Origin of the sequence: Lederbergia citrea, from assembly GCF_018343525.1 — a bacterium.
Taxonomy (GTDB): domain Bacteria; phylum Bacillota; class Bacilli; order Bacillales; family Bacillaceae_C; genus Lederbergia; species Lederbergia citrea.
This window is the reverse complement of the sequence record NZ_JAGYPH010000003.1, coordinates 1,486-27,956: the sequence shown is the minus strand read 5'-3', so window position 1 is coordinate 27,956 and position 26,471 is coordinate 1,486. Positions and strand designations below refer to the sequence as shown.

The 26,471-nt window shown below is 40.6% G+C and carries 28 protein-coding genes, 11 tRNA genes and 1 rRNA gene (1 of these 40 running past the window's edge); 36 read left to right on the top strand and 4 right to left on the bottom strand.

Annotated elements, in window-relative coordinates:
* Positions 1 to 64: 64 nt before the first annotated feature.
* The 3 genes from KHA88_RS14720 (at position 65) to KHA88_RS21025 (ending at position 1,095) form a co-directional block, all read left to right on the top strand.
* Complete coding sequence (locus tag KHA88_RS14720; protein WP_213122329.1) at positions 65 to 421, top strand: SCP2 sterol-binding domain-containing protein; 357 nt, start codon at positions 65 to 67, stop codon at positions 419 to 421.
* A 117-nt stretch (positions 422 to 538) separates the two neighbouring features.
* Positions 539 to 739 carry a CsbD family protein gene (locus KHA88_RS14715; protein WP_213099392.1) on the top strand — a complete coding sequence of 67 codons (201 nt, stop codon included), beginning with the start codon at positions 539 to 541 and terminating at the stop codon, positions 737 to 739.
* 179 nt (positions 740 to 918) lie between these two features.
* Positions 919 to 1,095 carry an Lmo0850 family protein gene (locus tag KHA88_RS21025; RefSeq protein WP_213099467.1) on the top strand — a complete coding sequence of 59 codons (177 nt, stop codon included), beginning with the start codon at positions 919 to 921 and terminating at the stop codon, positions 1,093 to 1,095.
* Positions 1,096 to 1,219: 124 nt separating this feature from the next.
* Here the strand turns inward: KHA88_RS21025 and KHA88_RS14710 are convergent, their stop codons facing one another.
* Positions 1,220 to 2,518, bottom strand: a complete 1,299-nt coding sequence (locus tag KHA88_RS14710) for a hemolysin family protein (RefSeq protein ID WP_213099393.1) — start codon at positions 2,516 to 2,518, stop codon at positions 1,220 to 1,222.
* Between the two features lie 264 nt (positions 2,519 to 2,782).
* Here KHA88_RS14710 and KHA88_RS14705 point away from each other — a divergent pair, with 264 nt between their 5' ends.
* A complete protein-coding gene (locus tag KHA88_RS14705) occupies positions 2,783 to 3,556 on the top strand; it encodes a hypothetical protein (RefSeq protein WP_213122328.1) in 774 nt (257 codons plus the stop codon).
* Between the two features lie 204 nt (positions 3,557 to 3,760).
* On the opposite strand, the gene KHA88_RS14700 is transcribed toward KHA88_RS14705, so the two are convergent.
* A complete protein-coding gene (locus KHA88_RS14700; RefSeq protein WP_213099395.1) occupies positions 3,761 to 4,951 on the bottom strand; it encodes a dicarboxylate/amino acid:cation symporter in 1,191 nt (396 codons plus the stop codon).
* Positions 4,952 to 5,307: 356 nt separating this feature from the next.
* Here KHA88_RS14700 and KHA88_RS14695 point away from each other — a divergent pair, with 356 nt between their 5' ends.
* The 5 genes from KHA88_RS14695 to KHA88_RS14675 all read left to right on the top strand — a co-directional run bounded on the left by KHA88_RS14695 (position 5,308) and on the right by KHA88_RS14675 (position 11,770).
* The gene (locus KHA88_RS14695; protein ID WP_213099396.1) at positions 5,308 to 6,378 is read left to right on the top strand and encodes a D-alanine--D-alanine ligase; all 1,071 of its coding nucleotides are present in this window, start codon (positions 5,308 to 5,310) and stop codon (positions 6,376 to 6,378) included.
* A 52-nt stretch (positions 6,379 to 6,430) separates the two neighbouring features.
* Entirely contained in the window at positions 6,431 to 7,813 is a 1,383-nt protein-coding gene (locus tag KHA88_RS14690; RefSeq protein ID WP_213099397.1) for a UDP-N-acetylmuramoyl-tripeptide--D-alanyl-D-alanine ligase, read from the top strand.
* 285 nt (positions 7,814 to 8,098) lie between these two features.
* Positions 8,099 to 9,547 carry a degradosome RNA helicase CshA gene (gene cshA / locus KHA88_RS14685; protein ID WP_213099398.1) on the top strand — a complete coding sequence of 483 codons (1,449 nt, stop codon included), beginning with the start codon at positions 8,099 to 8,101 and terminating at the stop codon, positions 9,545 to 9,547.
* A gap of 242 nt (positions 9,548 to 9,789) precedes the next feature.
* Positions 9,790 to 10,272, top strand: coding sequence for a PH domain-containing protein (locus tag KHA88_RS14680; protein WP_213099399.1), 483 nt, complete (start codon positions 9,790 to 9,792; stop codon positions 10,270 to 10,272).
* On the top strand, positions 10,265 to 11,770 hold the full coding sequence (locus KHA88_RS14675; protein ID WP_213122327.1) for a PH domain-containing protein: 1,506 nt from the start codon (positions 10,265 to 10,267) through the stop codon (positions 11,768 to 11,770). The genes KHA88_RS14680 and KHA88_RS14675 overlap by 8 nt, the downstream gene beginning before the upstream one ends.
* A 152-nt stretch (positions 11,771 to 11,922) precedes the next feature.
* On the opposite strand, the gene KHA88_RS14670 is transcribed toward KHA88_RS14675, so the two are convergent.
* Entirely contained in the window at positions 11,923 to 12,525 is a 603-nt protein-coding gene (locus tag KHA88_RS14670; protein WP_213122326.1) for a rhomboid family intramembrane serine protease, read from the bottom strand.
* 128 nt (positions 12,526 to 12,653) lie between these two features.
* Between KHA88_RS14670 and acpS the strand changes: the two genes are divergently transcribed.
* The 14 genes from acpS to KHA88_RS14600 all read left to right on the top strand — a co-directional run bounded on the left by acpS (position 12,654) and on the right by KHA88_RS14600 (position 23,783).
* Entirely contained in the window at positions 12,654 to 13,004 is a 351-nt protein-coding gene (gene acpS, locus KHA88_RS14665; protein ID WP_213122584.1) for a holo-ACP synthase, read from the top strand.
* A 371-nt stretch (positions 13,005 to 13,375) separates the two neighbouring features.
* Complete coding sequence (locus KHA88_RS14660) at positions 13,376 to 14,398, top strand: LolA family protein (protein ID WP_213122325.1); 1,023 nt, start codon at positions 13,376 to 13,378, stop codon at positions 14,396 to 14,398.
* A gap of 143 nt (positions 14,399 to 14,541) precedes the next feature.
* The gene (alr, locus tag KHA88_RS14655) at positions 14,542 to 15,714 is read left to right on the top strand and encodes an alanine racemase (RefSeq protein ID WP_213099404.1); all 1,173 of its coding nucleotides are present in this window, start codon (positions 14,542 to 14,544) and stop codon (positions 15,712 to 15,714) included.
* 164 nt (positions 15,715 to 15,878) lie between these two features.
* Positions 15,879 to 16,160 (top strand): CopG family ribbon-helix-helix protein, encoded by a 282-nt coding sequence (locus KHA88_RS14650; RefSeq protein WP_213099405.1) that lies wholly within the window; start codon positions 15,879 to 15,881, stop codon positions 16,158 to 16,160.
* Positions 16,161 to 16,164: 4 nt separating this feature from the next.
* On the top strand, positions 16,165 to 16,515 hold the full coding sequence (locus tag KHA88_RS14645) for a type II toxin-antitoxin system PemK/MazF family toxin (RefSeq protein ID WP_213099406.1): 351 nt from the start codon (positions 16,165 to 16,167) through the stop codon (positions 16,513 to 16,515).
* A 163-nt stretch (positions 16,516 to 16,678) separates the two neighbouring features.
* Complete coding sequence (locus tag KHA88_RS14640) at positions 16,679 to 17,506, top strand: RsbT co-antagonist protein RsbRA (RefSeq protein ID WP_213108143.1); 828 nt, start codon at positions 16,679 to 16,681, stop codon at positions 17,504 to 17,506.
* 2 nt (positions 17,507 to 17,508) lie between these two features.
* On the top strand, positions 17,509 to 17,865 hold the full coding sequence (locus KHA88_RS14635) for an STAS domain-containing protein (protein ID WP_213099408.1): 357 nt from the start codon (positions 17,509 to 17,511) through the stop codon (positions 17,863 to 17,865).
* Between the two features lie 3 nt (positions 17,866 to 17,868).
* Complete coding sequence (locus tag KHA88_RS14630; protein ID WP_213099409.1) at positions 17,869 to 18,270, top strand: anti-sigma regulatory factor; 402 nt, start codon at positions 17,869 to 17,871, stop codon at positions 18,268 to 18,270.
* A 12-nt stretch (positions 18,271 to 18,282) separates the two neighbouring features.
* Positions 18,283 to 19,290 carry a PP2C family protein-serine/threonine phosphatase gene (locus tag KHA88_RS14625; RefSeq protein ID WP_213099410.1) on the top strand — a complete coding sequence of 336 codons (1,008 nt, stop codon included), beginning with the start codon at positions 18,283 to 18,285 and terminating at the stop codon, positions 19,288 to 19,290.
* A gap of 70 nt (positions 19,291 to 19,360) precedes the next feature.
* The gene (locus tag KHA88_RS14620) at positions 19,361 to 19,690 is read left to right on the top strand and encodes an anti-sigma factor antagonist (RefSeq protein ID WP_213099411.1); all 330 of its coding nucleotides are present in this window, start codon (positions 19,361 to 19,363) and stop codon (positions 19,688 to 19,690) included.
* On the top strand, positions 19,690 to 20,163 hold the full coding sequence (gene rsbW / locus KHA88_RS14615; RefSeq protein WP_213099412.1) for an anti-sigma B factor RsbW: 474 nt from the start codon (positions 19,690 to 19,692) through the stop codon (positions 20,161 to 20,163). Before KHA88_RS14620 ends, rsbW begins: the two co-directional genes overlap by 1 nt.
* On the top strand, positions 20,141 to 20,935 hold the full coding sequence (sigB, locus tag KHA88_RS14610) for an RNA polymerase sigma factor SigB (protein WP_213108142.1): 795 nt from the start codon (positions 20,141 to 20,143) through the stop codon (positions 20,933 to 20,935). The genes rsbW and sigB overlap by 23 nt, the downstream gene beginning before the upstream one ends.
* Positions 20,932 to 21,528 (top strand): PP2C family serine/threonine-protein phosphatase, encoded by a 597-nt coding sequence (locus KHA88_RS14605; protein WP_213108141.1) that lies wholly within the window; start codon positions 20,932 to 20,934, stop codon positions 21,526 to 21,528. The genes sigB and KHA88_RS14605 overlap by 4 nt, the downstream gene beginning before the upstream one ends.
* Before the next feature lie 77 nt (positions 21,529 to 21,605).
* On the top strand, positions 21,606 to 23,783 hold the full coding sequence (locus tag KHA88_RS14600) for a Tex family protein (protein WP_213108140.1): 2,178 nt from the start codon (positions 21,606 to 21,608) through the stop codon (positions 23,781 to 23,783).
* 260 nt (positions 23,784 to 24,043) lie between these two features.
* On the opposite strand, the gene cmpA is transcribed toward KHA88_RS14600, so the two are convergent.
* On the bottom strand, positions 24,044 to 24,160 hold the full coding sequence (gene cmpA / locus KHA88_RS14595) for a cortex morphogenetic protein CmpA (protein WP_213099416.1): 117 nt from the start codon (positions 24,158 to 24,160) through the stop codon (positions 24,044 to 24,046).
* An 89-nt stretch (positions 24,161 to 24,249) separates the two neighbouring features.
* Here cmpA and KHA88_RS14590 point away from each other — a divergent pair, with 89 nt between their 5' ends.
* From KHA88_RS14590 to KHA88_RS14530, 13 genes are all read left to right on the top strand, one after another.
* The gene (locus KHA88_RS14590; protein ID WP_213099417.1) at positions 24,250 to 24,717 is read left to right on the top strand and encodes a SprT family protein; all 468 of its coding nucleotides are present in this window, start codon (positions 24,250 to 24,252) and stop codon (positions 24,715 to 24,717) included.
* Between the two features lie 74 nt (positions 24,718 to 24,791).
* Positions 24,792 to 24,863, top strand: a tRNA-Asn gene (locus tag KHA88_RS14585).
* Between the two features lie 126 nt (positions 24,864 to 24,989).
* Positions 24,990 to 25,080, top strand: a tRNA-Ser gene (locus tag KHA88_RS14580).
* 17 nt (positions 25,081 to 25,097) lie between these two features.
* Positions 25,098 to 25,172 (top strand) — tRNA-Glu (locus KHA88_RS14575).
* Positions 25,173 to 25,331: 159 nt separating this feature from the next.
* Positions 25,332 to 25,405: transfer RNA gene (locus KHA88_RS14570), tRNA-Met, on the top strand.
* Between the two features lie 47 nt (positions 25,406 to 25,452).
* Positions 25,453 to 25,528, top strand: a tRNA-Asp gene (locus tag KHA88_RS14565).
* 12 nt (positions 25,529 to 25,540) lie between these two features.
* Positions 25,541 to 25,612, top strand: a tRNA-Gln gene (locus tag KHA88_RS14560).
* Between the two features lie 4 nt (positions 25,613 to 25,616).
* Positions 25,617 to 25,692 (top strand) — tRNA-Lys (locus KHA88_RS14555).
* A gap of 67 nt (positions 25,693 to 25,759) precedes the next feature.
* Positions 25,760 to 25,846 (top strand) — tRNA-Leu (locus KHA88_RS14550).
* A gap of 8 nt (positions 25,847 to 25,854) precedes the next feature.
* Positions 25,855 to 25,931, top strand: a tRNA-Arg gene (locus KHA88_RS14545).
* Between the two features lie 9 nt (positions 25,932 to 25,940).
* Positions 25,941 to 26,017 (top strand) — tRNA-Pro (locus KHA88_RS14540).
* Between the two features lie 15 nt (positions 26,018 to 26,032).
* Positions 26,033 to 26,106 (top strand) — tRNA-Gly (locus KHA88_RS14535).
* Between the two features lie 144 nt (positions 26,107 to 26,250).
* Positions 26,251 to 26,471, top strand: a 16S ribosomal RNA gene (locus tag KHA88_RS14530); it runs 1,478 nt beyond the window's last position.

Here is a 26,471-nt window from a genome sequence, read left to right as displayed (position 1 = left end):
CCTATTGTCTGAATGTTTTGAAATGGTATAATAGAAAGAAATTTGTAGTTTTTGGAGGGAAGCTATGGACATTTCCTTGGAAGATAAAAATTTAGCTGAAATTTGGCAGCAAATTGAAAAGGTAATGAATGAACAACCTAAACCTCTTCATCATATGAGCATTGTTTATCAATTTGAATTATCGGGTGTGGAACGTGGAACTTATCAGCTTATAATCGATAAGGGAACGGCCCGTGTCGAAGAAGGAGCACCACTTGAATCAGAGTGTACGCTAATCATGACTTTAGAAGATTTCAAAAAGCTGATCCAAGGGACATTGAATAGTACGACTGCTTATATGATGAGGAGATTAAAAGTAGAGGGCAGCCTTGGCCTTGCGCTTCGATTGGAAACGATGCTAAGGCAATACCGGCTAAGTTAATCAAAAAAAATATCATTTTCAATCCTTCCTGTAGAATTAAAAGTTTCATAAGTGCTTAAAAGGGTATATTTAAATAGAACATCCTTTTTAACTTTGATTTCAAGGGAGGAAAAAAACATGAGTAACAATCACGGAAATAAAGAAAAGCTGGAAGGTACATGGGATAAGGTAAAAGGCGAAGCAAAAGATAGTTTCGGTGATATGACAGACAATGAGAGAATGCAAGCAGAAGGAAAATGGGATAAAGCAAAAGGTGAAGCGAAACAAAAATATGGTGAAGCGAAAAAAGAAGTTTCCGATTTTTTTGATAAAGATTAATAAAAAAACAGCCGACCTACAATAGGCCGGCTGTTTTTTTGTATATAAATTTACAACAAAAGGTTATTACTTGATTTCTTGGGTATATTAAGTAACATAATCAAAATAGTTGACAAATTGATTACTCTTTTACAAAAACGATATACAGCGGGTTTTAATTAAGGTAAGATATGTAGGAGATGTCAAATCTTAAAGAGGTGATCTTCTTGCAAAGAGATCATGATCAGTTAAAAAAGGTAATAAGTAGTCTGACGGAGATTGGAGTTAAGATTTCCAAAACGAAATCACGGTTAGAGCTTAGTAAAGTGCTGGAGGACGTTAAACCTGTCCAAAAGTATTCCGAACTTCACTCTTAAAGGCGAACAAGCCAGGTTGCATGGGAATGCATGCCTGGCTTGTTTTTTGTCAAGTTTTGAAAAACTCCTGGGAAACGATGACGAAAAGAGACACATTCGGTAAATTTCTCCGAATGTGCTCTTTTCATTCCTCATTTTTTTTAACTTCTATAACACTTATATGTGAGCCTTCCATTTTTTGCACGTGAAAATTAAAATCTTCAGCGGTAAGTTTGTCTCCTTCTATCAAATCATATTTCTGCGTAAGGAGCCAGCCACCGATCGTATCTACATCTACATCGGATAAATGTATTCCTAGTAGGTCATTCACTTCTTCTATCAGCATTTTTGCATCAAGCAAATAATGGTGGTCTGATAGTTTTCGAACATAAGGAACTTCATCAGCATCAAATTCATCTCTTATTTCTCCGACAATTTCTTCGAGAATATCTTCTACTGTGATAATGCCAGCCGTGCCGCCGTATTCATCGAACAAAACAGCCATATGAGTTCTTTCCTTTTGCATTTTGACTAACAAGCTTTGTATAGGTATCGTTTCAATGACACGAATGACTGGTTTAACATAAGGCATAATCGGCTCATGCCCATTGCAGTTTCCGTTGATACAGTCTGATAGAAACTCTTTAACATTTACGATGCCGATAATTGAATCCTTATCTCCGTCTGTCACAGGGTAGCGGGTGAAGCGTTCTGTCTTTATCGTTTCTATTATATCTTCGATACATGCGGATTTATCAATGCTGAATATTTCTATTCTAGGAACCATAATTTCTTTCGCAACCCGATTGTCAAATTCAAAAATTTTATTTACATATCGGTATTCTGACTGGTTAATTTCTCCACTTTTTAAACTTTCCGAGAGAATAATTCTAAGCTCTTCTTCAGAATGCGCAATTTCACCTTCTGATGCAGGTTTGATACCGAATAAACCAACGATGAGTCGTGCCGCTCCATTTAACAGCCAAATGAATGGATACATAATTTTATAAAATAGTATGAGTGGTGTGGCGACAGCGAGTGTAATTTCCTCTGCCTTATGAATGGCAAAAGTTTTAGGAGCCAATTCCCCAATGACAACATGAATAAATGTAATGGTACCAAAAGCAATAATAAATGACAGGATGCTTGCCAGCGATTCGGATACATTTAGCCTTTCGAATAAGGGCGTCAAAATGACCTGGACTGTTGGTTCTCCAAGCCACCCAAGTCCAAGTGCTGTCACTGTAATGCCAAGTTGGGTAGCGGATAAATATCCGTCTAAATTTGAAAGCAGCCGTTTTGCAACAGTCGCTTTTTTATTTCCCTCGGCAATGAGTTGGTCTATCCGTGATCCTCTGACCTTTACAATGGCAAATTCTGATGCAACAAAAAAAGCAGTAAGTGCGATTAATAATATAACAAGTAAGATGTTAATTAATAACAATGGAGCATCCCGCTTCAACAACCTTATAAGGCTGACGGCAGGACTTCACCTCCTAAATGAAATTCTCTCTATAGATATTTATACTTTACCCACAAATAGGCAAGAATTATCGTATTCTGTCCAAATACATATAAAAATAATCATACAGCGGGCAATCAAAGGCTGATTCTGTCGGTAACAATGCTTTGATATCAGGAATTTGTTATTATATAATCATCAGCAAGGCGCTAAATGTTCCTTATTTCTACACTGGAGGGCTAGTTCTTGAAAAACCATGCAGTTGGACGAGAGTTAATATATGTACATATGAATAATTCAGACCATTTTGTGCTTTCTTATGGTATTGAATTTTCCGAATTCATTAAAGGCATTCCAGTCCAAATCCCCAATGTTTTATTGCTTCGGCATAAATTTGAGGAAGGGCATTTTAATATGCATACAAAGCTTGATTATGCCGACTCTGACATGATCCGTAAATTATTAGTAGAGAATGTATATGGGTATGGTGATTTTTGTTGGATTGATTTTGAAGATGAGGAACATCTAGATCAATTAAGCGGACAGGAAATTGCCGAGATCCTTTACTTAGGGCATCTAAAAGACCATTTGCGCTTACCCTTTTACGGTAAATTAAGCAATCGGTTTGCTTATCTAGCAGGGGATGACGGCTGGTGTAATAAAATTTATTACAGATCATGGAATCATTTTTATATGATGCTCGGCCAGGTCATTTCAACAAAAATAAATGGTCAGAAGGAAAAATTTGTTTTTGGCCTATGGAAAAAGAAAGCAGTTCCCGCAGTTCCTCCTGAAATTCTCCATCCTTTTAGTAACTATATGAAAGAAGGACTAGCTTTTTCGATTGAAAAAGCAGTGAAAAGCAGGCAGCAAATTGAAATTCCAGTTTGGGTGATAGGGGACTTTTATGACATGGATGCCATGTATGAGGAGTATGAACTGATTAATAATAAGACTCCAGATGGGAAAATTGTTTTTGATCGAAAGACAGGAGAATGGCAAGCATATTCTTCGGCTTAAAATGATAGAAAAAGCGCGGAACCATTTTACTTAGTGGTTCCGCGCTTTTCTGTCTAGCTCCAGCGCCCAGCGACTAGCAAACTTCAGGATTCTTCCTACGATAAGTCAACATCGGTTCGCCTTACAGGCTCACCGTGTTTCCTTTATCTCGTCAGAATCCCTAGAAGTTTGTACGTCGCTAAACGGGCGCTTCCGCTTTTCTGTCTATACTGCTTCTACAGCTTTTACTTCTTCAGAAGAATCCTTTTTATTGATTCGATCAACGATAGCAGTAATGGCACCATCGCCCGTTACGTTACAAGCTGTTCCGAAGCTATCTTGTGCAAGGTAAAGAGCAATCATCAAGGCTGTCATCGATGGACCGAAACCGAGCATCGATTCTAATAGACCGATCGCTGCCATTACTGCCCCTCCAGGTACACCAGGTGCGGCGACCATTGTAATGCCGAGCATTAGGATGAATGGGAAAAATGTAACGAACGAATAGCTTTGACCTTGCATAAACATAACGGCCATCGCACAGCTTACAAGCGTAATCGTACTTCCGGATAAATGGATTGTTGCTAAGAGCGGAGTGGCAAAATCAGCAACTCTTTCTTTCTTAACAATTTTTTTAGCATTTTTTAATGTGACCGGAATAGTAGCGGCTGAAGACTGAGTGCCGAGGGCTGTAAAATAAGCCGGGCTCATTGTTTTTAACATTTTTAACGGATTTTTTTGTTGAACCGATCCCGCAACCATATACTGAACTAATAAATAAAGTAAATGAAGGGCAATAATCATTACAAACACTTTTGCAAAAACACTTAGAATGGGTCCAACTTGTCCAGCTTTAGTCATATTCGCAAAGATTCCAAAAATATGAACGGGCAATAAAGGGATGATAACTTTTTCAATCAATAGCTGTACGATATCGCGGAAATCATTAACTATTTTCAAAAGTGTATCGCCTTTAATCGCTGCAACGCCGATTCCAATAATAAATGAAATGAGTAAGGCTGACATTACACCCATAATTGGAGTCATTTCAATGGAGAAAAAAGCTTTCGCAAGAGCTTTTTCCGGGTCAGCAAATTCGGTTAAAGACAAATTGGAAAGTAAAGATGGGTAAAGAGTCTTAGCTGTGAAGAATGCTAGTAATCCCGCGCCGATCGTTGAAATGTAGGCAATCGCCGCAGTCCAGCCGAGCAATTTTCCGGCACCCCTGCCCAAAGAACCAATTCCAGGAGCGATAAATCCAATAATAATTAATGGGATGACAAATCCTAAGAAGTTTCCAAACAGGCTATTAAATGTAGCAAATAATCTCACAAGCTTGTCTGGAGCGATCATTCCGATCAAGATACCTAGTCCAATTGCAATGATGATTCTCGGTAATAATCCAATTTTTTTCAATTGTTGTGACCTCCTTTGATGTACAACTGTTTCTCCTGAGTGGAATTATACATCTTTTCAGCGAAAAAAGTAAGAGGAACTAGCAAAATACATAATTTACATATCAGTGTAAGCGCATTCACGCTAGTTTCAAAAGTATTCTACCATAATTTTTTGCTAGTTTACAAGAACAATTTAGAATGGCCAGCAAAGGATGTGCTGGCCAAAAAAAGCATCCTCACGGCCAATCCGCATCTTTCTCACATTCCGACTAAAAGCCCATATAATATGAATAAAAAAATCGTGATAATAAAGTTTAGATTAATGCCATCTCTTCGTGGTAAAATATAAGACATCTGTATTCTTGGAGGATTAAAATGAAAATTAATATTTGTTTATTGTACGGTGGTAAATCAGCAGAACATGAAGTTTCATTACAAACAGCCAAAGCAGTGATCCAAGCTTTGGATACAAATAAATTTGCCATTCATCCAATTTTTATATCTAAAGAAGGTAATTGGATTAAAGGACCAGAACTTTCGGGGCCGGTTGAAAATGTTAAAGAGCTTGAGTTTGGAAGAAATGGAAAAGAAATCGTGCCGAATGCATTAAGTTCAAAGCTGACCGCAGATGAAGAAAGTTATGATGTAGTATTTCCACTATTGCACGGTCCGAACGGTGAAGACGGTACTGTTCAAGGAATGCTAGAATTGCTAAACATTCCGTATGTAGGAAATGGCGTTCTCGCTTCCTCTGCTGGAATGGATAAAGTAATTATGAAAAATTTATTTGCACATGAAGGGCTGGACCAAGTAAATTATGTTTGGTTTATTCGCAGTACATGGGAAGGTTCACCGGAAAGAGCGTACGATCAAGTGGAAAAAGAACTTGGCTACCCTTGTTTTGTGAAACCGGCAAATCTCGGATCTAGTGTAGGGATAAGCAAGTGTGAAAACCGTGCGGAACTTACAGAAGCATTTGTTGAAGCTTTTAAATATGACCGGAAAATTATTGTAGAAGAAGGTGTGACAGCAAGGGAAATTGAGGTAGGTGTGCTTGGAAACGACTTTCCTGAAGTCTCTATTGCTGGTGAAATTGTTCCGAAAAGCGACTTTTATGATTATAAATCGAAATATATTGATGGCGATACAGCGCTTATCATTCCAGCGGATATTCCTACTGAACAATATGTAACGATCAAGAAAATGGCGGCTAGGGCGTTCAAAGCACTTGATTGTTCAGGTCTCGCAAGAATGGACTTTTTTGTTACAAAAGAAGGCAGGACGATCATTAACGAAGTGAATACAATGCCAGGGTTCACCCCATTTAGTATGTTCCCATTAGTGTGGAAGCATACCGGCTTGGAATATCCACAATTAATTGAACGAATGGTACAACTTGCATTGGAACGTCATGAGGAAAAACAAAGTATAATCCATACATTCTAATTTATAAAAGAATCACGGATTTCCGTGATTCTTGCATGTTAGGGGGATAATAATGATTAAAAGAACGATTGCCCAGTTAGCTGAAATGATCAAAGTCGAAAATGATGTATCAAAGTTCCAGAATGAACTTATAAATGGTGTTTGCATAGACACGAGAAAAATTTCTTCGGGGAATCTTTTTGTACCTTTTAAAGGGGAAAATACAGACGGTCATCAACATGTAGAAGCTGCACTTAACAACGGAGCAGGGGCGGTTCTTTGGCAAAAAGATGTACCTAATCCACCAGAGAACGCACCTGTTTTAATTGTTGAAAATACACTGCTTGCTTTACAGCAGCTTGCCCGGTCATATCGTAACGAACTTTCAGCAAAAGTGATCGGCATTACGGGAAGTAATGGAAAAACAACCACGAAAGATATTGCGGCGGCAGTCTTTTCTGAAACGTTCAAAGTTCATAAAACCGAAGGCAATTTTAATAACCATATTGGGCTTCCGCTTACCATACTTGGAATGGAAGAAACAACGGAAATCGCCATTCTGGAAATGGGGATGAGTGGCAAGGGTGAAATTTCCTTATTAACGAGAATTGCCCGCCCCGATGTTGCGATCATTACGAATATTGGTGAAGCACATTTGCTGGACCTTGGTTCACGTGAAGCAATTGCTGAAGCGAAATTGGAAATTGCCGAAGGACTGCCGAAAAAGGGCGTCCTCATTTATCCCGGAAATGAACCACTGTTAATTAAGAAAATTAGCGGTTTAAAGCAATTCCGAACATGTACTTTTGGGGAATCAGCAGAGAACGATTTGTATCCCGAACACATTTCAATGAGTGAAAACGGAAGTACATTTACCGTTTCCAATCTTACAAAAGAACCGTTTAATCTTCCAATTTCAGGAAAACACAATGTTTTGAACGCACTATCAGTATTGCTTGCAGCTAAAGAATTTTCGCTAACTGCTGCTTCCATGCAAGCGGGCTTAAAAGCGGTCAAATTATCGAATATGAGGATGGAATGGCACCATGGAAAAAAAGGTACCAGTATTTTAAATGATGCCTATAATGCAAGCCCAACTGCCATGCGTGCAGTCATCTCCATGGTGGAAAATATGGATGGAAATCGTGATAAAATTGTCGTCTTAGGAGATATGCTTGAACTTGGAGATCAAGAAAAGTTTTTTCATGAACAAATCGGAACGGAGCTTGATCCAGGTAAAATAAAATTTGTTTTTACTTACGGACACTTAGGGAAGTATATTGCTGAAGGGGCAAAAAAACACTTTCCGGAACAACGGGTTTTTAATTTTACCGATAAAGCTGAGCTCGTTTCCACCTTGATTGAAAAAATCGAAGGAAACGAAATTGTTTTGTTTAAAGCTTCCCGGGGAATAAAACTTGAAGAGGCGGTAGAAGCGCTGATATCAAAGGGCTAAAGCCCAAAATTTGCAGTGGGAAAATAGTAAAGCAAATGGGGTAAATGATAGTTGAATCGGGAAATATATAAATGCTGTTAAGAGTTGTAACGCGCTTTAAGTAAAACGATTCTGACTAGTGCCTTCAATTGTATTCAAAAACAATTAATGGTAGAATTATCAACATCGTTTACAATTTTTCGCAGCAGCTCTTCGTTCAAGAGTGCATTTTCGCACATAGCCTGGGTAAATAACCAGGAGAGACAATAGTCTCAAATCGAGGTATTAAAAGGAGATTGAGAAGCATTGACGAAGTTTGCAGATTTAAATTTAAGCCCTGCTATTATTAAAGCAGTTAACAGATTGGGCTTTGAGGAAGCTACACCGATACAAGCAAAGGCCATTCCTTTAGGCTTGGAAGGAAAGGATTTAATTGGTCAGGCCCAAACAGGTACGGGGAAAACAGCAGCATTTGGTATTCCGTTAATTGAAAAAATTGATGTGAAATCCCCCCATGTTCAAGGGATTATTATTGCACCTACAAGAGAACTTGCCATTCAAGTTTCTGAAGAATTGTATAAAATTGGTACTGAAGCGCGGGTTAAAGTGCTAGCTGTTTATGGAGGTTCAGACATTCAACGTCAAATTCGTGCGTTGAAAAAAGGCCCTCATATTATTGTCGGAACGCCAGGCCGGATTCTGGACCATATTAACCGACGTACACTTAAATTAGGTAATGTCGAGACGCTTGTCCTTGACGAAGCAGACGAAATGCTTAATATGGGCTTCATCGATGATATTGAATCGATTTTAGAAACGGTACCAGAAGAAAGACAAACATTGCTTTTTTCTGCGACAATGCCAACTCCGATTCGTCGGATCGCGGAACGCTTCATGAAGTCACCGGAAGTAGTCCGTGTCGAGGCAAAAGAAATGACCGTTCCATTGATCGAACAATTTTTCGTCAAAGTACCTGAAAGAGAAAAATTTGATGTGCTTGCCAGGTTAATCGATGTTCATTCACCTGAGCTTGCAATCGTGTTTGGACGTACAAAGCGTCGTGTCGATGAGCTAGCGAACGCTTTAACAATGAGAGGTTATATTGCTGAAGGGATTCATGGCGATCTTACACAAGCGAAGCGTATGTCTGTCTTGAAGAAATTCAAGGAAGGCAAAGTGGATGTGCTTGTGGCAACAGACGTTGCAGCACGCGGATTGGATATTTCAGGTGTTACCCATGTGTATAACTACGATATTCCACAAGATCCGGAAAGCTACGTACACAGAATCGGTAGAACAGGACGTGCCGGAAAAGAAGGTATGGCGGTTACATTTGTTAGCCCGCGTGAAATGGGATATCTTCGCATTGTTGAACAAACGACAAAGAAACGTATGCAGCCAATGCGTCCGCCAACTTGGGATGAAGCGCTTGAAGGGCAGCAGCGCATCACGATGGAAAAGCTGGAAGAAGCTATTAAAGAAGGCAGCGTGGATGAATACAGACAAGTGGCCAATGAATTACTTGCTGAACACGTTGATGCAGTGACTGTCATTGCAGCCGCGTTAAAAGTATTGACAAAAGAGCCTGATAAAACACCAGTCCACATCACGGAAGAACGTCCACTTCCACAAAAACGTGATCATTATCAAGGCGGTGGCGGAGACCGCAATCGCAATAGACGTGGAAAACCGGGCCAACAGTCATACAAAGGAAACCGGAAGCCACAACGCCGCACAAGCGGTAGAAGACCATAAACCCAAGGAACCTCCGCTCACGCGAAAAGAGCGGTGCCCCTTATATAATGGCTAGCTGAAGCAGATAGCTGCTCTTCTATTCATTAGAGCTCGCTCAAAAAGCGTAAGCGATCATATTGACCCATGAAGCATGTTCATGGATTAGTTAAAAAGCAATCGGTCGTTACCGGTTGCTTTTTTTACATACACGAAACTTTCATAAATGAATTACGTATAACCTGCAAAGGAACGGAGGGAAACAAGTGAACATTCAACCACCTGCAAAACAAATATCCATCCGTGGATTAAAAGTTTGGCGAATCACAGGAAGTCTAAATTCTTTATTTTTTTGGCTGATTGCTATTGGAGGCGGGGTTTTAGTCTATATATTTGATTGGCCAAAATGGATTATTTTCGCTGCAGCAGGTGTAGTACTTCTTATAACAATTTTGAACATTTTTATTATCCCATCAATCCGGTGGCGGCGCTGGAGGTATGAGGTACGGGAACAGGAGATAGAGCTGCAACACGGAGTCTTCATTATTACGCGTACGCTCGTTCCGATGGTGAGAGTGCAACATGTCGATACAGTTCAAGGTCCGATTTTAAGTAAATATAAATTGGCGACCATCCAAATCTCAACCGCCGCGACAAGACATGAAATCCCTGCTGTTGATATTCAAGAAGCTGAAGAATTACGTAAGAAGATTTCAAGATTGGCAAGGGTGGCTGAAGATGATGTCTGAACCGAAACGACTCCACCCAATTACAATGGTTTTTGCAATTATTAAAAGTATTAAAGATATTATTATTCCTGTTGTCATTTGGTTCTTCCTATTTGTGCTAAAAGAGGGCACCGATAATATAATCGAGGTTGAAGGTGGATGGAAGTGGCTAAAGATAAGTCCCTTCATCTTTATTGGTATAGCGCTCATCATCATGATTACATCAAGCGTTATAAAGTGGCTGCGTTTTACATACAGAGTGGAAGATATGGAGCTTCGTATTGAGCACGGACTATTTATAAAAAAGAAACGATATATCCCGTTTGAAAGGATACAAAGTCTTGATTTTTCTGAGAGTCTTTTACATCGTCCGTTTGGATTAGTGAAAGTAAAGGTTGAAACGGCTGGTGGGGACTTAAATAAATCTGAGGCTGAAATGAGCGCAATAAAAAAGGAACAGGCAGAAGCTCTCAGCCGTATGATTACAGAGGCAAAGGCAAGCGGAACTGTAGCTGGTGTAGATACGGTGGGTGAAGTTGATGCTAGTGAGTCGATCTTATATAAAATCTCTGGAAGGCAGTTATTGTTTTTTGCTTCGACTTCCGGACGTACAGGAGCAGTCGTATTGGCGATCCTCGGATTTGGTGGACAATTTGATCAATTTATTCCGTTTGAGAGATTTCAGGAAATGCAAGGGATTGTAAAGGCTGGGTATTTGCTTCTTGGTATGATCGCGGTTATTGGGTTATTACTAGCATGGATGGTCTCGGTAGTTATGGCTTATTTAAAATATAATGATTTTACTTTGAAAAAAGTAGAAGATGACTTAATGATTACTCGTGGACTTTTAGAAAAGCGGACGACAACGATTCCAATTAGAAGGGTCCAGGCAGTGAGAATTACGGAAAGTCTACTTCGGCAACCGTTTGGATATGCGAGTGTAGCAGTGGAATATGCTGGTGGATCTATTTTAGATGAAAATACGGAAGGCTTATTAATGCCTGTCGTGAAGAAAAAGGATATCCCAGCGCTTCTTCGAAAAACACTTGCAGAGTATTCCTTTGAAGTTGACTTTACTCCTGCTCCAAAAATTGCAAAACGCCGGTTTTACTTCATTAAAATGCTGCTGGCTGTAGTAGTAACAGTGATTTTATCTGCTTGGCTCTGGCCGTATGGATTGCTAGCGACCCTGTTCATGGGCGGAGCCTTGATTCTTGGTATCTTGCAATTTAAATCTGCCGGATGGAATATTACGGATAATCAACTTACTTTAAGATATCGAGGTATCGATCAACAAACCGTTTACATGAGCAAAAAGCGCATGCAATCATTCGATATATCAGTCAACTGGTTTCAAAAACGTGCAGGACTGTCGTCAATCGAAACAGCAGTCATGAGTGGGGGAGGTGCTGTTGCGGGTGTAAAGCACATTCTTGGGGAAGATGCTAAAAAAATATATGAATGGTACAGTCCTGAAAGAGGACGGGCGGAACACAATGCAGGACCCGAGGAAAACTAACCTATTCCGTGGGTCCTGCATTTCTTTTTGGTGTCTAGCTTCAGCGCCTAGCCCCTCGAGGTCACAAGCCAATTCCCTGTGGTGGCTGAAAAGCTGCCTCCTCGGGAATTGTCTTGTGCTTGTCGGGGCTGCCCAAGGCGCTTCCGCATTTCTCAATGAAAATCAATCCTACGATACCGAAGAAGCACTATTCCAATGATAAAACCACTAATAAGTCCAAATATATGCCCGGTTATATTGACGCCTGATTGGAAGAAAGTCATGACTACGCTAATCGCGGCAATTGGCAAAATGACTTGCTTCCCTTGAAGGGGCATGGAGTCTTTTTTTATTAAAATCGCTGCCAAATATACACCGAACAATCCAAAAATAGCTCCGCTCGCCCCAATATGTGTATAGTATGGAGGATGAATGATTAACGTCGCAAGATTGGCACCCAAACCGCATGCTATATAGACAAGAATAAACATAAATTTTCCAAGCGCTCGCTCAAGCGCAGGGCCAAATAATACAAGTGAAAACGAATTGAAGAGCAAATGCGAAAAACCCACATGGACAATGATCGGAGTAAAGAGTCGCCAAATTTCACCTTCCATAATAAGGATGTTAACACCCGCCATTGATTCCAGAACCCAGTTATGCGGGAAAAATGGCATGTGCATAATGAGAAATAGTACTAATTGAATTGCAATAATAAAAGAAATAACCGGATATAGCCTAAGGAATTGTCCGAAACTTTCGGTCCTGAGAAACATGGAAATAGCTCCTTTCAGTATCACATATAACTTTACTTAGCTTAAATCATGAAAGTGTATGGGACAACTTAATCGTCCTTTATTATATGATTATATAAATGATTATAGACGGGAAGGAAAATATCATTATGATTATTGGAATTGGATTGGATTTAGTAGAGATAGAAAGAATTAGGAACTTAATGCAAAAGCAAGCAAGGTTCCCGGAGCGGATATTAACTAGCTCGGAGTTACTCATATATGATTCTTTAAAAGATATACGGAAATCAGAATTTCTCGCGGGCCGCTTTGCAGCCAAGGAAGCCTATTCGAAAGCACGCGGAACCGGAATCGGCAGCAGTCTTTCCTTCCGTGATATTGAAGTGATGTCAGATGAGAAAGGTAAACCTTTCATCGTAAAACCTGAATTTGGCAGAGTCCACCTATCTATTACCCATTCAAAGAACTATGCAGCTGCTCAAGTTATTATTGAAGATTGATCCCGTCTAGCTCCAGCGCCTAGCCCCTCGAGGTCAAATGCCTTTCGCCCATAAAAGTCAAGACCGGACTTTTCTTGTCTCAGAACATTTGCTTGTCGGAGGCCCGCAGGATGCGGGTCAGAACGGCGTTGCCACAGGAAGTGGCGATTTTAGCCGTTCTTCCTTTCCAAGGCGCTTCCGCTTTTTTTTGTCATAATGGCAATGGTTGTCTCATATATTTTTAGTGCGTCAGGAGAGACAAGGTGGGTTCCGGGGAATTGCCACATTGTGCGGAGCGGTTCGCGGGTTAACAATAGCATTGGCCAATATCTCGTCAACTTACTTTCTCTCTTCTTTACATGTTCAAATGAGACAATAAAGGGGTTGAAGGAATGAGAAAGGAGTTATGGCTATTTTGGGCGCTGCTAGTTGTCATTGCTGTGCTCTCGGCTTGTGGCACGAAATCGCAGGAAGATGTAACGAACGGGCTCCATAAAAAGATGGAAGATTTAAAAGGATACAAGGCCACGGCTCAAATGACGCTGAAAGTAGGAAATGAACCGCAGTCATACGATATTGACGTCTGGCATAATAAACCTGGTAATTATCGCGTTCATTTAAAAAATGCGAAAAAGGAACAAAGCCAGATGATATTGCGCAACAAGAGTGGTGTATATGTATTAACTCCAGCATTGAACAAAAGTTATCGTTTCCAAAGCGATTGGCCCCAAAACAGTAGCCAGGCCTATTTATATGAATCGCTCGTAAAAGATGTGCTTAAAGATAAAGAAGCCAAATTCAAGTCAACGAAAAATCATTATGTTTTTAAAACAAAAACGCGTTACCAAAACAATAAAATGCTCCCGATGCAAGAAATTACATTTAATAAAAATACGCTCGAACCAGTTACCGTTAAGATCATGGATGCAGATCAAAATCCAGTGGTAACTGTGAAATTCTCCAAAATGGAATTCAACGCTAAATTCGATAAAGACGCATTTGAAACAAAGAAAAACATGACGAGTGCTCAGGTTGAGCTACCAGTTATCGCTAACAGTGAAGGAGATTCCGAATTCACCGTGAAATATTCTCTGGCCGATATTCCCGGCGTTACATTGAAGGAAGAAAAAGCGGTCGAAACAGGAAACGGAAAGCGTGTATTTTTAACTTATGATGGGGAAAAATCATTTACTATCGTCCAGGAAAAAGCAGAGTTCGTACCAGCCGCATCGATGGAAACGGTGGAAGTGCAAGGAGAAATGGTAGACCTTGGCTTTGCAATCGGGGCTATGACAGATCATTCCATTTCCTGGAGTGAAAACGGTGTCGATTACATGCTCGCCTCCAATGACTTAACTCCTGACGAAATGATAATGGTTGCTAAGTCTGTACAGCAGGATGGAACAAGTAAATAGCACCTACTTCATACAGACCTTTTCTAAGATGGGTCTGTTTTCTTTTTGATGACCGTAGGTTGCTCGAAAATAATTGACATATCCATTTATGAGTTCGATAATCATTATATTAATGCGAACTGATCAATAGGGAAGTGAAAATTTTGATAGAGCAAAGGGAGTTTTATCGGGATACATGGGCAGAAATAGATTTAAATGCTCTATTTGAAAATATGTGTGGAATAAAAGACTCCCTTCCTAAGGAAACAAGAATTTTTGCCGCAGTTAAGGCAAATGCTTATGGACATGGAGATATTCAAGTAGCTAAGACGGCGCTTGAAGCGGGTGCACATGGCTTCGTCGTAGCTTTTTTAGATGAAGCTTTAAATCTTAGAAAAAATGGCATCACGGCTCCTATCCTTGTATTAGGAGCAACAAGATCTGAAGACGCAGCACTTGCTGCAAACAATGATATTTCGGTGGCTGTTTTTCAAATTGATTGGCTTAGTGAAGCGGTAAAAAGAATACCTGCAGGTAAAAAGCTGCGTGTTCATATAAAATGCGATACAGGAATGGGCAGAATTGGCATCAAAGAAGAAGAAGAGCTCCGCCGAATGGAAATTATGTTAAATGAAGCCGACCAATTTGATTTTGAAGGCATCTTTACCCATTTTGCGACTGCAGACCAGTTAGAAGATAGCTATTATAAAAAGCAACTTTCCCGGTTTAAATATTTTCTGGGCTGTCTGGAAACAATACCTAAGTATATTCACGCCGCCAATAGTGCGGCAGCATTATGCCACAACGACTCCATCTTCAACACCGCAAGAATTGGGATTGCCATATATGGTTTATCACCTTCTGAAGAAATCGAACAGCTTCTTCCATTCTCGAGAAAAGAAGTATTCTCACTGCATACTAAGATTATTCATGTAAAAAAACTTACAGCGGGCGAAAAAATTGGTTATGGCGCGGACTATACCGCAAGTGAGGATGAATGGATTGCTACACTCCCAATTGGCTACGCGGATGGATGGATTCGAAAATTACGGGGATTAAAAGTCATTGCAGCGGATGAAATGGTACCGATCGTTGGCCGAATTTGTATGGATCAAACGATGATTAAGCTGCCGAGGAATATGCCATTGGGAACAGAAGTCACCTTAATAGGAGGGCAAGGAAGCCACTTTATCTCCATCGACGATATTGCAAAAAAACTTGAGACAATTAATTATGAGGTAATATGTACAATCACAAACCGTGTTCCGCGTGTTTATAAACCTATTAGGAAGGCATCAGAAATATTTGCCGAAAAGCTTAAAAAAATTAGCAAATAAAGCAGGAGTTTTCCGGAAAATGAAGAACTAATGTATTAGTTAGATTTTTCTAGGTTGATAATAAAGGTATAAGGAGAAAAATTGCCTTTTCATAGCTCGTGTTTGATGTTATGATTAAGTGTGATTATCATGATAGGCTTCTAGTGATGGTGGAGGTGTAGTTGGTGGCTGAATCCAACGCAACAACGGAAATTATTATTCGATTGCCGCAGCAGTTGATCGCGGAACTGGATGGTTTTGCTGAAATGGAAAATGTAAATCGCAATGAATTTATTTATCGTGCTACAAAAATGTATCTTCGTGAGCGAAGAAAGCGCCAAATAGTTGAATCGATGAGGCGTGGCTACATGGAAATGGCTAAAATTAATTTGGCGATTGCGTCAGAAGCAATACAGGCGGAATATGAGGCAGAAAACACAGTCGAACGGCTTGTAAGCGGGGGCTGAGCCTTTGGTCGTAAAGCGTGGTGACGTGTATTTCGCCGACTTATCTCCAGTGGTCGGCTCGGAACAAGGCGGAGTTCGGCCAGTACTGGTTATACAAAATGACATTGGGAATCGGTTCAGTCCCACTGTAATCGTTGCTGCCATTACAGCACAGATTCAAAAAGCAAAACTGCCAACCCATGTGGAAATTGATTCTAAAAAGTACGGCTTTGAAAGAGACTCAGTCCTTCTGCTTGAACAAATTAGAACGATTGATAAACAGCGTTTAACAGATAAAATCACGCATCTTGACGAAGAAATGATGGAAAAGGTAGATGAAGCCATACAAATTAGTTTAGGACTCATCGATTTTTGAGGCGCTCTGCTTTTTGCAGTAGCGCTTTTTTTATAATGAAATGCTCAGTATTTGTATTTCCTCTCAAGTTATTGCTAGAATTAATTCAGAACATAAGTGATCCACTGCTCTTCAGAAGGCAGTGCTTTTATAAAAAAATTTCCGGATAGAATGGAGAGAAAAGATGAATAAAAAAATTGCCCATTATATAAAAACGCATGAAGAAGAACTACTCGAAGACTGGATCAAGCATATGAAAGAAAATAGTGACGAACGAATGATCAGCACTGTATCAAGTCAAATGTATTACAATACAAGCAAAGAATTTTTAGATATCATCGTTTCAAGTTTACTAGATACAAACGATAAATATCATGAAAAAGTTGCTAACTTTTCAGAAAATATTGTTAGGCTTGGCTGGCAAATCACTTTTTTAACGAAAGGAATCCGAGCTGTTAGTCTCATCATTTACAACCGAATGATAGACGAAGGCAACTATACACCTGAAGAAGTAAATCAACTGCTTTTTGATTTTGATAAATGGTTGACGCCTATTTATAATCAACTGATAGAGGCTTATTCAGCTACCTGGGAAAGAACAGTATCTCTGCAGAAAATTGCTCTGCAAGAATTATCGGCTCCGTTAATACCTGTATTTGATAAAATTACGATCATGCCCCTCGTTGGAACCATTGATACCGAAAGGGCTAGACTTATCATGGAAAACTTGCTCACTGGAGTGGTGAAACACCGAGCAGAGGTTGTTCTCATTGATATTACAGGTGTTCCAGTCGTAGATACGATGGTGGCCCATCACATTATCCAGGCTGCGGATGCAGTCCGCCTTGTAGGAGCAAAATGTATGCTAGTAGGAATTAGACCAGAAATCGCTCAAACAATCGTAAGCCTCGGAATTAATCTGAATCAAATTACCACAACGAGCACCTTACGGAAAGGCATAGAAGCAGCCCTAGCTTTTACTAATAGGAAAATTGTTTCACTGGAGGTGTAGAGTTGAGAATACCAATCTTAAAACTGCGTGATTGTCTTCTCGTTTCTATCCAATGGGAGCTTGATGATCAAACTGCACTACAATTTCAAGAAGACTTGTTACATAAAATCCACTTAACCAGCGCCCGAGGCATTGTCATTGATATTACTTCTATCGACTTCATTGATTCCTTCATTGCAAAAGTACTTGGGGATGTGATTGACATGTCTAAACTAATGGGGGCGAAGGTGGTTATTACCGGGATTCAACCCGCTGTTGCCATTACTCTTATCGAACTTGGAATTCGGTTAGAGTCTGTATTAACAGCGATAGATTTAGAAAGTGGATTGGATAAATTATACCAGGAACTGGGGGAATAGCCTATGGAGCTTCAGTCCTGCGTAAAAATAATAAATGAATGGGACATCGTTGCAGTTCGCCAACTAGGAAGAAATGTGGCTAAAGAGCTTGGATTCGGCACAGTGGACCAAGCTAGAATCACGACTGCGATCAGCGAATTGGCCCGTAATATCTTTTTATATGCCGGCAAAGGCGAAGTATGCATTGAAAAGGAATTCGAAAACGGCAAGCCAGGGCTGAAAATTGTCGCGAAAGACGATGGCCCTGGGATAGCTGATATCCGAAGAGTAATGGAAGATGGCTACACAACATCTGGAGGACTGGGGGCGGGATTGCCTGGTGTGAAACGCCTGATGGATGAGTTTGATATTCACTCAAAGTTAGATGAAGGAACGAAGATCATTGCCGTCAAGTGGCTCCGATAGGAGGAATACTAGTTGGAATTCAAGGGAATGATTGAACCGAAATACAGAGAGATTATTAACAGCTATTTAAATGATCAAAATGAACAACTTTTATACCAAGGGCAAAAATTAAGCAGGAAATTAATCGAACACCAGATTTCCCCAGAAGAGATTATTAGCCTTCACAAATCAATCATGCTTGAAAACGAGGCGACTCAGGAAAATATCATTGATTCATTCGATATTTTACTAGAAGTAATGATGGGCTATGGTTTAGCTTATCGGGAGCATCAAAGTCTACGTACTCAGCAGCTGGCTTTAAAAAGCGAAATTGAAGTGGCGGCGAACATGCAGCAAACATTGCTCGGTACATCTATACCAGAGATCGATGGGCTGGATATTGGTGCAATCAGCGTCCCTGCAAGGCAAATGAATGGTGATTATTTTCATTTCGTTAAAGATGATAATCAATGTGTTGGCATCGCAATCGCCGATGTAATCGGAAAAGGAATTCCTGCCGCTTTGTCCATGTCGATGATCAAATATGCGATGGATAGTTTTCCGGAAACGAGACATAACCCTGGCACGATTCTTGGAAATCTCAATAGAGTTGTAGAACAAAATGTGGACCCAAGCATGTTTATCACGATGTGCTACGGTGTTTATAATCCTTGGGAACATAAATTCCATTATGCTACCGCTGGACATGAGCCGGGTTTTTTCTATCATGCTACAAAAAAAGAATTTGAAGATTTAGACGGAAAGGGCTTGCTGCTTGGTATCGATAAAAAAACTAAATACCAAGAATATGAAAAGTCTGTTGGCCCGGGAGATATGATTGTCCTTTTATCAGATGGAGTAACAGAGTGCCGAACGGAAGAGGGTTTCATTGAGAGAGAAGATCTTGTGGCTTTTATTGATAAATACATACACCTGCCTGCACAGGAAATTGTAACAAATGTTTATAAAGACCTGGAAAGACTGCAGGAATTTGAACTGCGAGATGATTTTACCCTAATTATTTTAAAAAGAAAGCAATAAAATGTTTAAACGTATTTATAAGGGGTAAAAGAAAAAAGCATAATAAAAGTTGTTTAGAGGGGTGGATAAAATGAATATATCAATAGAAATAGCAGAAAAAGAACAAGAACTGAACGTTAAATTGTCTGGAGAAATCGATGCATATACCGCTCCAAAAGTTCGTGAGGAGCTTTTCTCGGGAATTGAAACCCCCGGGACTAAAATGATTGTCGATTTATCCGACGTTTCATATATGGATAGTACTGGCCTTGGAGTTTTTGTTGGTTTATTTAAAGAACTTAAAGCTAATGATGGACAATTAGTTTTAACAGGAATGACTGATCGTCTGCACCGTTTATTTGATATTACCGGATTAGCGGATGTGATGGATATCAATACCGAGGTAGAGGGTGGAGTATGATGAAGGAAGCATTTGATTACATCGAAATGAAGATACCCGCAAAACCTGAGTATGTGGGCGTAATTCGCTTAACGCTTTCAGGGATAGCGAGTCGTATGGGGTTTACATACGATTTAATAGAAGATTTGAAAATTGCGACGAGCGAAGCAATTACAAACGCTGTCCAGCATGCATATAGCCAAGAAGAGCGTGGAGAAATCGTGGTTGGTTTTGGTCTTTATCAAGACCGATTGGAAGTCATGGTAGCTGACTTAGGGCAAAGCTTCGACTTGAATAAAATGCGCGAAGAAACCGGACCTTATAACGAAAACACCCAAGTGGAATTTCTTCGTGAAGGAGGCTTGGGGCTTTATTTAATTGAAAGTTTGATGGATGAAGTAAAAGTTCATCAAAACGAAGGGGTTACGGTTTTTATGACCAAATACCTTGAAGGAGAGCAGGTGGAGAGGAATGCCCAAACAATCTCAACCTGATCATACAAAAAGTCAAGTCAATCAATGGATAAAAGCCTACCAACTTCACGAAGATGAGGAAGCGCAAAATCAACTCGTCCTTCATTATAAAAATTTGGTTGAATCAATCGCTCGTAAATATTCTAAAGGAAAATCATATCACGAAGACATTTTCCAAGTGGGAATTATTGGACTTCTTGGCGCCATTCGGCGCTATGATGAGTCTTTTGGCAAAACATTTGAGGCGTTTGCCATTCCCACTATTATAGGTGAAATTAAACGTTTCCTTAGGGATAAAACGTGGAGTGTCCATGTTCCTCGAAGAATCAAAGAGCTAGGTCCAAAAATTAAAACTTCTGTTGAAGAATTGACAAGAGAATTGCAGCGTTCCCCGCAAATACATGAAATTGCATCGTATTTAGATTTCTCAGAGGAAGAGATTTTGGAAGCGATGGAAATGGGGAAAAGCTATCAAGCTTTGTCTGTTGATCATTCAATTGAAGCGGATTCTGATGGCAGTACGGTTACATTACTTGATATTGTGGGAAATGTAGATGATGGATATGAAAAAGTGAACCAGCGACTAGTTTTGGAAAAAGTACTGCATGTACTTTCAGATAGAGAAAGAAAGATTATCCATTACACCTATTTAGAAAACATGAGCCAGAAAGAGGCGGGAGAAATGCTGGATATATCGCAAATGCACGTATCACGCCTTCAACGGCGAGCCATTAAAAAATTGAGGGAAGCAATCCACGCTGAGTCACTAAATATGGAGAATTCTCCTTTATGATGCATCTTCAAAATGACTCCTTAGAAGCACACGCTTTTCAGACTGCAAAAGGTGGTAATATTTTTTGTGGCGACAGCTTTTATATGACGGTAAATGAAGATTATTTCCTTTGTATTCTAGCTGATGGGCTGGGAAGCGGTAAGTTTGCTTATGAGGCCTCTCAGGCAGCTGTTTCCATAGTAAAGGCAAATCCTGAAGAAGACGTAGATACATTAATGGATTATTGCAATAAAGTATTATTGCGTAAGCGCGGCGCCGCAGTGGCAATTCTTAAAGTGGATTTCAAACGGCAGGAGTTTGATTATAGCTGCGTGGGCAATATTCGATTTTATGTTTATACTCCATCAGGAAAAATGATTTATCCAATGCCGGTTACAGGTTATTTATCCGGCAGACCACAGAAGTTCCGTACTCAAAAGTTTTCCTACGAACCCCGGTCAAAATTCCTGATTCACTCTGATGGTTTTGTTAATATCAATACAAAAATGATGCTTAGCAGCTGCCAGTCTATTACCGCCCTGTCGGATCAATTGAAGATAAAACAAATAAATAATATGGACGATATGTCGTTTATTGTAGGAAGCTTACCTTAAATAGGTAGCTTTCTTTTTTTTTTGCTAAGTTCATTATGTTAAAATAAAAGAAAGATAAAGAGAAATGAGGGAAACTCATGATTCAAACTGACCAAAAAGAAGATGTGCTACTTCGGCAGTTGTCTGAAGAACTTAAGCTTTCTAAAAAACAAATACAAACAGTAATTGAGTTGCTTGATGAAGGAAACACTGTTCCATTTATTGCCCGTTATCGTAAAGAAATGACAGGGGCACTTGATGAAGTTCAAATTAAAGACATTATGGACAGCTGGACTTACTTGCAAAGTCTCGAACAGCGGAAAAATGATGTTATTAGGCTGATTGATGAACAAGGAAAGCTGACAGATGAGTTAAAAAAACAAATTTTAAAAGCGGACAAACTGCAAATTGTCGAAGATTTATATCGCCCGTATAAGCAAAAACGCCGTACGAGAGCTACAGTTGCCAAGGAAAAAGGTCTAGAGCCGTTGGCTGATTGGATCCTTGGTTTTCCGGAAACAGGAAACGTAGTAGAAGAGGCGGAAAAGTTTATCTCGGCTGAAAAGGAAGTGCCAACCGGATTAGATGCCATTAAAGGTGCACAAGATATTATTGCCGAACGGGTTTCCGATGACGCATCTATTCGCCAATGGATTCGGAATAATACATATCAAACAGGAAAAGTCATATCCGTTGTAAAAAACGAGGAAAAAGATGAAAAACGGATTTTTGAAATATATTACGATTATGAGGAACCTATTAAGAAAATTGTCCCACATCGTACACTTGCTTTAAACCGAGGAGAAAAAGAAGACATTCTCCGTGTTTCAATCAAACCCGATTTAGATCGAATTTTACAGTATTTAAAAAACCAAATAATTAAAAATGACCGTTCCGTTGTCATAGCGGAAGTAATCGAAGCAATCGAAGATGGATACAAGCGTTTGATTGAACCTGCGATCGAGCGGGAAATTCGCAATGAGCTGACTGAAAAAGCCGAAGGACAAGCCATTCATATTTTCTCCGAGAACTTAAGGAAATTATTGCTTCAGCCTCCTTTGAAAGGAAAAGTTGTGCTAGGAGTTGACCCTGCTTATCGAACGGGCTGCAAACTGGCGGTTGTGGATGAGACAGGAAAAGTGTTGGATATCGGCGTTATTTATCCGCATCCTCCGCGGGCAAAGCAAGCAGAAGCGAAAGGAAAAATGGTGGCTGCCATTAAGAAATACGGTGTGGAAATCATTGCAATCGGGAATGGAACAGCATCACAGGAGACGGAACAATTTACCGTTGATGTTTTAAAAGAGCTGTCCTCTGATCTCGCTTACATCATTGTCAATGAAGCGGGGGCCAGCGTATATTCAGCATCAGATCTGGCGCGAGAGGAATTTCCCGACATGCAGGTAGAAGAGCGAAGTGCGGTATCCATTGCACGCCGCCTGCAAGATCCGCTTGCTGAACTCGTCAAAATTGATCCGAAGTCAGTCGGTGTTGGTCAATACCAACATGATGTTTCCCAAAAAAGATTAAATGAATCATTAACATTTGTTGTAGAAACAGCCGTAAACCAAGTGGGAGTGAATGTGAATACCGCCTCTTCTTCTCTTCTTCAATATGTATCTGGATTAAGCAAAACAGTCGCTAACAATATCGTGAAATACCGCGAGGAAAATGGTAGATTTGCTAGCCGGAAACAATTAAAGGGAATTCCGCGTCTTGGTGCAAAAACATATGAACAGGCAATCGGATTCATGCGCATCCCTGATGGAGAAGAACCGCTAGATTTAACTCCAATCCATCCGGAAAGCTATGGAGAAGTTAAGAGCTTACTGAAAAAACTTGGATTTTCAACAGCTGACATAGGCACAGCAGAACTAGCGGATGCTTTAAAATCGATGGATGTTAAAAACATATCAGAAGAACTTGGCCTAGGTGAATTGACGCTTATCGATATTATGGATGCCTTAATGAAGCCCGGCCGAGATATGCGTGACGAACTTCCAAAGCCTCTTCTGAAAAAGGATTTATTAAAACTCGACGATTTAAAGCGAGGAATGGAAATGCAAGGCACCGTTCGAAATGTTGTAGATTTTGGAGCATTCGTGGATGTAGGTGTGAAGGAAGACGGACTCGTCCATATATCAAAGCTAAGCAATCGCTTTGTCAAACACCCACTAGATGTCGTCTCACTCGGAGATATTGTTACCGTCTGGGTTGAAAATGTAGACGTTCAAAAAGGCCGACTTTCACTTACGATGGTTAAATCTTCTGATTAATGATACATGCGGAAGCGACTTGGTCAGCCCTGACAAGCACAAGACATTCCCGAGGAGGCAGCTCTTCGGCCACTACAGGGAAGCAACTGACTTCTATCACATCAAGAGATGCTTCTCGATTAAGCTTCCTGCAGCTTTGCGACGAGGTGAACCTAAGCCTCCTCGAATAATCTCTGCCGCAGGAGCATAATCTTCTCGATTAATCTTCTTGTGACCTCGAGGGACTAGGCGCTGAAGCTGGATCGTGATAGGAAACACTGCTAATGAGAGCAGTGTTTTTTTCTGTAAAAAAACCAGCATTGATTAAGCAATTTGATTTGATGCCGATTTTTTTCTAAAAAGGCTTTTTGAATCTGGCTTTGAAACCAGGCTGGCATAAAAAGGACCTCCCAGCTAATATTCGTTTCATTCAATATATGGTAAAATAGGTTGTCATGTTCGAGAGAATGTTCGGGGGTTGTGAAAAATGACAAATGATGAGTTGCAAGCCTTAACGGAGAAAATATCTAACGGTCTTTTTAAAAAGCCGTTTAAACATAAAGCGATGTTTAATCCTAGACTTCGGACGACGGGCGGACGCTATTTGTTGTCAAGCCACAATATTGAAATCAATCGCAAATATTACGAAGAACATGGTTCAGATGAGTTGGAGGGCATCATCAAACACGAACTTTGCCATTACCATCTTCATATAGAAGGAAAAGGTTATAAACATAGAGATGAAGACTTTCGGCGTTTAATGAAAAAGGTAGGCGCCCCTAGACATTGTACCCCGCTTGCATCTAGTCAAAGTAAAAGACTTGCCAATCTGTACATTTATAAATGCAAAAATTGCAGTCACCAATACGAACGACAACGAAGAGTCAATACAAAACGATACGTCTGCGGAAAGTGCAGTGGAAGATTAGTAGACATAACGAAAATGATACAATGAATTTTTTATAAAAAATATATACATTTTCTATTGACAGGTTACTAATAGGTCATTATAATCGGAAGAGTCATTAATCCGCAGTAGCTCAGTGGTAGAGCTATCGGCTGTTAACCGATCGGTCGTAGGTTCGAATCCTACCTGCGGAGTTAAGAAAAGTGGAAAAGTCCATTTACCTCGAAGATTCAAAGTGAATTGCGAGGAGGCAGCTCTTCAGCGACCACGACAATTTTTTTTGTGAGATCTCGAGGAATTGGGCTTTGAAGCTGGACAATGGGGAAGTACTCAAGAGGCTGAAGAGGTGCCCCTGCTAAGGGCATAGGTCGCGTAAGCGGCGCGAGGGTTCAAATCCCTCCTTCTCCGCCATACTATTTATTACATTAGGCCCCTTGGTCAAGCGGTTAAGACACCGCCCTTTCACGGCGGTAACACGGGTTCGAATCCCGTAGGGGTCACCATTTTACTTTTTATCTTTTATTATCGCGGGGTGGAGCAACGAGCGTTACTTCACTGAATAAACTGCGAGTTGTACCAATCGAGCTGCTACTTGAATCAGCTTCCTGAGATCGGGACAGGCATATGTATGGTGCATTACAATAACAGTTTTATTTTATCGTCGCGGGGTGGAGCAGTCCGGTAGCTCGTCGGGCTCATAACCCGAAGGTCGCAGGTTCAAATCCTGTCCCCGCAATTAAACAAGATTAGGATTACAAGTTAGCTGCCTAATCCTAATGATATGGTCCCGTGGTGTAGCGGTTAACATGCCTGCCTGTCACGCAGGAGATCGCGGGTTCGATTCCCGTCGGGACCGCCATTACTTTTTCTTTGGGCTATAGCCAAGCGGTAAGGCAACGGACTTTGACTCCGTCATTCGTTGGTTCGAATCCAGCTAGCCCAGTCATGAGCCATTAGCTCAGTCGGTAGAGCATCTGACTTTTAATCAGAGGGTCGCAGGTTCGAATCCTGCATGGCTCACCATTTTTGCAAGCTTAAAAAGTTGACATAATACCTCTATGGTGATACAATGTATTTTGTTCCTAAAAATGCGGTCGTGGCGGAATGGCAGACGCGCTAGGTTGAGGGCCTAGTGGGGGTTAACCCCGTGGAAGTTCGAGTCTTCTCGACCGCACCAACAGATTTGCGCCCGTAGCTCAATTGGATAGAGCGTTTGACTACGGATCAAAAGGTTAGGGGTTCGACTCCTCTCGGGCGCGCCATTTTATTATCGGGAAGTAGCTCAGCTTGGTAGAGCACTTGGTTTGGGACCAAGGGGTCGCAGGTTCGAATCCTGTCTTCCCGACCAAGGTAACTTAATAATGCGGGTGTAGTTTAGTGGTAAAACCTCAGCCTTCCAAGCTGATGATGAGGGTTCGATTCCCTTCACCCGCTCCAAAAAAAGATATTGACATTCAAATTCTATCGTGTTATGATAGAGAAGTCGCCTCGGAAAGCAGGCGAGTTTGATCTTTGAAAACTGAACGAAACGAAACGTCAACAAGTAATTTTGTAAGACCAGCAAATGAGCTAACAAACTACTTTTATGAGAGTTTGATCCTGGCTCAGGACGAACGCTGGCGGCGTGCCTAATACATGCAAGTCGAGCGGACCTGTGGGAGCTTGCTCCCATAGGTTAGCGGCGGACGGGTGAGTAACACGTGGGCAACCTGCCTGTAAGACTGGGATAACTTCGGGAAACCGGAGCTAATACCGGATAACTTCTTTTCTCGCATGAGGAGAGGTTGAAAGATGGCTTCGGC

What these genes read in the sequence shown, in the direction of transcription:
- KHA88_RS14600 (WP_213108140.1), top strand. Translation starts at nt 21,606, where the DNA reads ATGATTCAAACTGACCAAAAAGAAGATGTGCTACTTCGGCAGTTGTCT.
- KHA88_RS21025 (WP_213099467.1), top strand. Translation starts at nt 919, where the DNA reads ATGTCAAATCTTAAAGAGGTGATCTTCTTGCAAAGAGATCATGATCAG.
- KHA88_RS14675 (WP_213122327.1), top strand. Translation starts at nt 10,265, where the DNA reads ATGTCTGAACCGAAACGACTCCACCCAATTACAATGGTTTTTGCAATT.
- KHA88_RS14690 (WP_213099397.1), top strand. Translation starts at nt 6,431, where the DNA reads ATGATTAAAAGAACGATTGCCCAGTTAGCTGAAATGATCAAAGTCGAA.
- sigB (WP_213108142.1), top strand. Translation starts at nt 20,141, where the DNA reads ATGCCCAAACAATCTCAACCTGATCATACAAAAAGTCAAGTCAATCAA.
- KHA88_RS14620 (WP_213099411.1), top strand. Translation starts at nt 19,361, where the DNA reads ATGAATATATCAATAGAAATAGCAGAAAAAGAACAAGAACTGAACGTT.
- KHA88_RS14590 (WP_213099417.1), top strand. Translation starts at nt 24,250, where the DNA reads ATGACAAATGATGAGTTGCAAGCCTTAACGGAGAAAATATCTAACGGT.
- KHA88_RS14660 (WP_213122325.1), top strand. Translation starts at nt 13,376, where the DNA reads ATGAGAAAGGAGTTATGGCTATTTTGGGCGCTGCTAGTTGTCATTGCT.
- KHA88_RS14715 (WP_213099392.1), top strand. Translation starts at nt 539, where the DNA reads ATGAGTAACAATCACGGAAATAAAGAAAAGCTGGAAGGTACATGGGAT.
- KHA88_RS14640 (WP_213108143.1), top strand. Translation starts at nt 16,679, where the DNA reads ATGAATAAAAAAATTGCCCATTATATAAAAACGCATGAAGAAGAACTA.
- KHA88_RS14670 (WP_213122326.1), bottom strand. Translation starts at nt 12,525, where the DNA reads ATGTTTCTCAGGACCGAAAGTTTCGGACAATTCCTTAGGCTATATCCG.
- cmpA (WP_213099416.1), bottom strand. Translation starts at nt 24,160, where the DNA reads ATGCCAGCCTGGTTTCAAAGCCAGATTCAAAAAGCCTTTTTAGAAAAA.
- rsbW (WP_213099412.1), top strand. Translation starts at nt 19,690, where the DNA reads ATGAAGGAAGCATTTGATTACATCGAAATGAAGATACCCGCAAAACCT.
- KHA88_RS14630 (WP_213099409.1), top strand. Translation starts at nt 17,869, where the DNA reads ATGGAGCTTCAGTCCTGCGTAAAAATAATAAATGAATGGGACATCGTT.
- KHA88_RS14695 (WP_213099396.1), top strand. Translation starts at nt 5,308, where the DNA reads ATGAAAATTAATATTTGTTTATTGTACGGTGGTAAATCAGCAGAACAT.
- KHA88_RS14720 (WP_213122329.1), top strand. Translation starts at nt 65, where the DNA reads ATGGACATTTCCTTGGAAGATAAAAATTTAGCTGAAATTTGGCAGCAA.
- acpS (WP_213122584.1), top strand. Translation starts at nt 12,654, where the DNA reads ATGATTATTGGAATTGGATTGGATTTAGTAGAGATAGAAAGAATTAGG.
- KHA88_RS14605 (WP_213108141.1), top strand. Translation starts at nt 20,932, where the DNA reads ATGATGCATCTTCAAAATGACTCCTTAGAAGCACACGCTTTTCAGACT.